The organism is Pseudaeromonas pectinilytica (genome assembly GCF_054780855.1).
Genome location: NZ_BAAGVN010000021.1, coordinates 1 through 4,263, shown reverse-complemented (window position 1 = coordinate 4,263; position 4,263 = coordinate 1). Strand labels below are relative to the sequence as shown.

At 51.4% G+C, this 4,263-nt stretch carries 4 protein-coding genes and 1 pseudogene; 4 read left to right on the top strand and 1 reads right to left on the bottom strand.

What is annotated here, in order from left to right:
- Positions 1–33: 33 nt before the first annotated feature.
- Complete coding sequence (locus tag ACYVG7_RS01945) at positions 34–573, bottom strand: hypothetical protein (RefSeq protein ID WP_460881563.1); 540 nt, start codon at positions 571–573, stop codon at positions 34–36.
- A gap of 162 nt (positions 574–735) precedes the next feature.
- Between ACYVG7_RS01945 and ACYVG7_RS01940 the strand changes: the two genes are divergently transcribed.
- From ACYVG7_RS01940 to ACYVG7_RS01925, 4 genes and pseudogenes are all read left to right on the top strand, one after another.
- A complete protein-coding gene (locus ACYVG7_RS01940) occupies positions 736–1,956 on the top strand; it encodes a hypothetical protein (protein WP_460881562.1) in 1,221 nt (406 codons plus the stop codon).
- A gap of 7 nt (positions 1,957–1,963) precedes the next feature.
- Complete coding sequence (locus tag ACYVG7_RS01935) at positions 1,964–2,272, top strand: GIY-YIG nuclease family protein (protein ID WP_460881561.1); 309 nt, start codon at positions 1,964–1,966, stop codon at positions 2,270–2,272.
- Positions 2,266–3,819 carry a helix-turn-helix domain-containing protein gene (locus ACYVG7_RS01930; RefSeq protein ID WP_460881560.1) on the top strand — a complete coding sequence of 518 codons (1,554 nt, stop codon included), beginning with the start codon at positions 2,266–2,268 and terminating at the stop codon, positions 3,817–3,819. The genes ACYVG7_RS01935 and ACYVG7_RS01930 overlap by 7 nt, the downstream gene beginning before the upstream one ends.
- A 340-nt stretch (positions 3,820–4,159) precedes the next feature.
- Positions 4,160–4,263 (top strand): annotated as a pseudogene (locus tag ACYVG7_RS01925) (IS110 family transposase); the annotation flags it as partial.

Genomic DNA, 4,263 nt, shown 5'->3' with positions numbered 1-4,263 from the left:
AGTAGGCAGAGAAAATCCAAGCAAAACAACACGTTAGACGGTGTTATTAATTCGCTTGCCGCTTAAGGTTCTGTACATGAACCAGCTATGCATGAACGTATTCGGTACATTTCTGAATTCACCAATGTATTTAATTTCCCCTCCATTAATCTCGAATGGAATGGAAAAATCACTTTTTGCTGAATAAGTGGTACTGTCACCACTTGGTTCCATACGATGCAGCCTGAAGTTGTACATTTCATAGCGACCAACAGGCATTATAATTGCGAACTGTGAGCCATTTACCAACTGACCATTCCCTGTGTCCAAATTCACAAAATCATCAACAAATCGTCCACTCATGGGATCACTACGAGCAGTGACCTCATAGGATTCATCGCTATCAATATTCCGGAACAATAACGTATAACTATTGAAAGCAATCTTATTAGATGGGCGACTCAAGGAGCCAATTAGAATTCCCTGCTTGGCATTGAGATCCTGCACTCCCAAGGTCTCCGGTAAAGGAGGTTTGGCAGCACACCCCGTTAACAATGCAACACAGGTCAAAAAAATTAGAGTTAATAGCTTCATAACCTTCAATCCCTTAAGAATGATTCATCATAAAAATTGTGATAGAAACAATGTAAAGCTGTGATAAGAGCGATAATTTATCAGATTCAAACATGCGTCGAGTGAGGTATTTCTGATATCTTGAAGCGCCTCACTATTTACTCATAAAGGGAATTGATGATCATGTCACTGCGCTATCGGCTCATTTGGGTGTTGTTATCCATCAGTGGGTTTATACCGATATTGGCACAAGCCAAAGCCAGTTCAGAGACAGTAATAACTCCCTCCGAAAACGGATTCGCTTACCTACCGAAGCAAGAGCGACTATTCTTACAAGAAGTTGATTTAAAACAAAAAATAACCACTGAAGGTCGAGCGGCAACAATTCGACTCGCTGAAGTTTACAGCAATATGGATGATCCCGAGATGCGGGCCAAAGTATTCTCACTGATGGCGCCTTTAGCCGAAGAAGGCTATGTCAAAGCACAATGGCTGCTTGCCTATGGGGATTCGTTTGGCCGTTATGGTACGTTTAGCGATTCCAATGCCAAGCACTACCAAGCCACACAGAAGAACAAAGAGATGACTTCTGCTTTTTCTGAACTAATTGCCGAGCTGAATCGAGATAAACAGAATGTTCGTAATCATCTGAAAAAATTACAACAGTGGTACCAAACAAATCACCAGTTGTGCAGCCAACCACCAAAGCGAGCCCCCACCCAAATAGATTCACCCGAGGACTACATTGCAGTTCGCTATTTGACTGACTGCCTGCTCAACTATGAAACTCAGACCAAACCAGAAAATCGTCTTTTAGCGTTATCTGCTTATCATAATATCGTATGTGCCAGCACAGCCACCTCGAACTGCCTCACAAATGGACTCGATAGAATAGCAAAATCTAATAAAAACGAGTTAACGACTATCAATAACCAAGTAGATGTGGCACGAACACTAACGTATATCCGGTATAACCAACACATACGCTTTCATGTTCCAAAAATCATGGATGCCAAACCAAGCGTATCAAAGTCTACTCAATGGGAAATCGACTTTGCTCGTGGAGCCATCAGCGATAACCGCGAAGAAGATGCCATTCAACGGCTTGAGAAATATCAAAAAAACAATGCCCTTCAGAGTCCAGATAAACAATATGTAGCTCTTTTTCTTGGATTGTCGCAGATGAAGAGCAATCCATTGCAAGCCATCCAAAATTTAACGATTGCAATTGACGAAAACCAATTATCACCTTGGCGTCAATTATTAGCTGAAGATATGTTATGTGAACTTTATATGGCTCAAAAGCAATATACAGACCTAATACATATCCGTCTCAAGCAATTTTCCAGGCTTCCTGAAAGAGACAAGATACTCCCTAGTCGACTTTTTGATGAGAAGATATAACAGTAATATGTCGGTACAAGATGAAGTCAATCCATACGAGTCGAGACTATGGTCGATTTATATGCTGCGGGATGCTTCCAACCGCCTGTATACCGGTATTTCCACCGATGTGCAGCGACGTCTGGCGGAGCATCAAGCGGGCAAGGGTGCGCGCGCCTTGCGCGGTCGCGGCCCGCTGCAACTGGTCTGGCAGCAGAGCGTGGGCGAGCAGAGCCTCGCCTTACGCCTGGAATACCGGCTTAAGCAGTGGCCTAAAGCCCGTAAAGAAGCACTGATCCTGGGTCAGGTCGCACTTCCCGAGATCACGCCATGCTAACACCGGACATCCAGCAGCAGAGCGGTGAGCAAATGCCGCGCCAGGTGCATGACCCTGGGCAGCAGTTGCTAGCTCATCATCCGGTGCAGCAACTGGCATTGGGAGATGAGGTCTGGTCCCTACAGCAGTTGCTGGTGTTGCTGGAATATGGGCTGCGCAGTGCCCCGGATCTGACTTCGGCCCTGGAGCTATGGGGTGAAGGCATCAGCCTGTTGGGTTTGCCCTGGTATCCGCAATTACAGTATCAGGCGCATGCCACCCGCTTGAGTTTTCTGCCGTTGCAGGAGGATCGCCCGCTCACCACCCTCTGGTTTGCCGTGCAACTGCTGCATCAGCAACTGCTGCGCCAGCTCCCCGCCCACGAATTCACGCTGGAGTGGCCCGAGCGGCAGCGGATGGCTGACAGCGCCACCACTGGCGAGTCGTTGGCAATCCGCTACGGTCCGTTGCCGGTGCTGCACCTGCCGGCGGCGAACACACCCTATACCCCGGAGCCGGGTCTGGCCGAGCTGCATGAGCCGCTGGTCAGCCTGATCCATCGCCTGCACCGGCTCGGCTCCCGGCCGCGCAGTCTGCTGGAGCAACTCAAGCAGTGGCTGGATCTGGCGCTGCCCGAGCAGCTGAGTCTGCAGGAGCTGGCCAGTCGCCTGCAGATCTCGACCCGCAGCCTGCAGCGCCAACTGGCCCAGCAACAGGCCAGCTATAGCAGCCTGCTGGAAGAGGTGCGTAAGAACCGGGCGATCAGCCTGCTGTGTCATAGCCGTTATTCGGCTCAGGAGGTGGGCCTGCGCCTGGGTTACCAGGATGCTCCCAGCTTCCAGCGTGCCTTTCGCCATTGGTTCGGGTTGCCGCCGGGAGAGTTTCGTAGTCGTTACTTTGCCCAGGATGAACAGCCGCAACTGCCAGCCGTGGTGCTCTATTACGCCATCAACGAATTGCAGGAGCAGAGCATGCGCCAGTACAACGGCGCCCGGGTCTGGATCTGCGTGCGCAACCTGGCGTTCGATAAATCGTTACAGCTGCAGTGCGAGGATCACGACGGCATCTGGCGTCCCTATACCGCCACCTTCGAGCGCTTTCTCAGTGCCGAGGTCGAGCTGTGGTCAACGCCGAGCCTGCCGGTGCATCATCCACTGCGCTTTCGCATTGAATACCGGGTCGGCGGCCATACTTATCTGGATAACAACGGCGGTCAGGATTATTGCCTGAACGAGCCCGTACTGCTCGGCCCGCACGCTGCCATTTGCCACCAGTTGTTGTGGTTTGCCGAACCACGACCGTTCGCCTCATCGCCCGGGCACCCGAGCGGTCGCATTGTCGGCCGTCTGTTCACCCGCCAAGCTTGGACTCAAGGCTGGGCCCTATGGCCGGATGGTCGACGCGAGCCCTTGCTGGGCGAGCCCTGCGGCAATGGCGTGCAATGGCAGCTCTCCGCGGCATCCCCCGACCCGAGCCAGCCACTGTGTTTCGAGTTTACCCACCCCACCCCCTACCAGCGTTTGCAGTTGGATAATCAGGGGGAGGGCTTCTTGCCGCGCCAACTCTAACGACCCGATCCTAATTGTGCTAGGGCGACAAGGTAGCACACGCTGACACGCCGTGAACCCATCCATGGAGGCTCCGCCGCGCCATCCCTGGCGCGGAGGGTCAGCTTAGCGCTACCCTGCCGCCGTGATGGGTGAGTGGCTATCCGGAANACCATGCTGTCAGTGCAGACCAACAGCAAAAATGAAGAGGTGCCCTATGGAACAAATTATCGGAATTGATCTGGCAAAGCGAGTTTTTCAGGTGCACATCGTTTCTACAGAAGGAGAGAAGCAAGCCAATAAAATGATTACTCGTGAAAAGCTGATGACCTTCATCGCTCAACAGCCAGCATCCCGTATTGTGATGGAAGCGTGTGGCAGTGCAAACTATTGGTCCCGTCAGTTCAAGCAATACGGGCATGAAGTTAAACAAATCAGTCCGCAATATGTCGCCCCCTTCAGAAT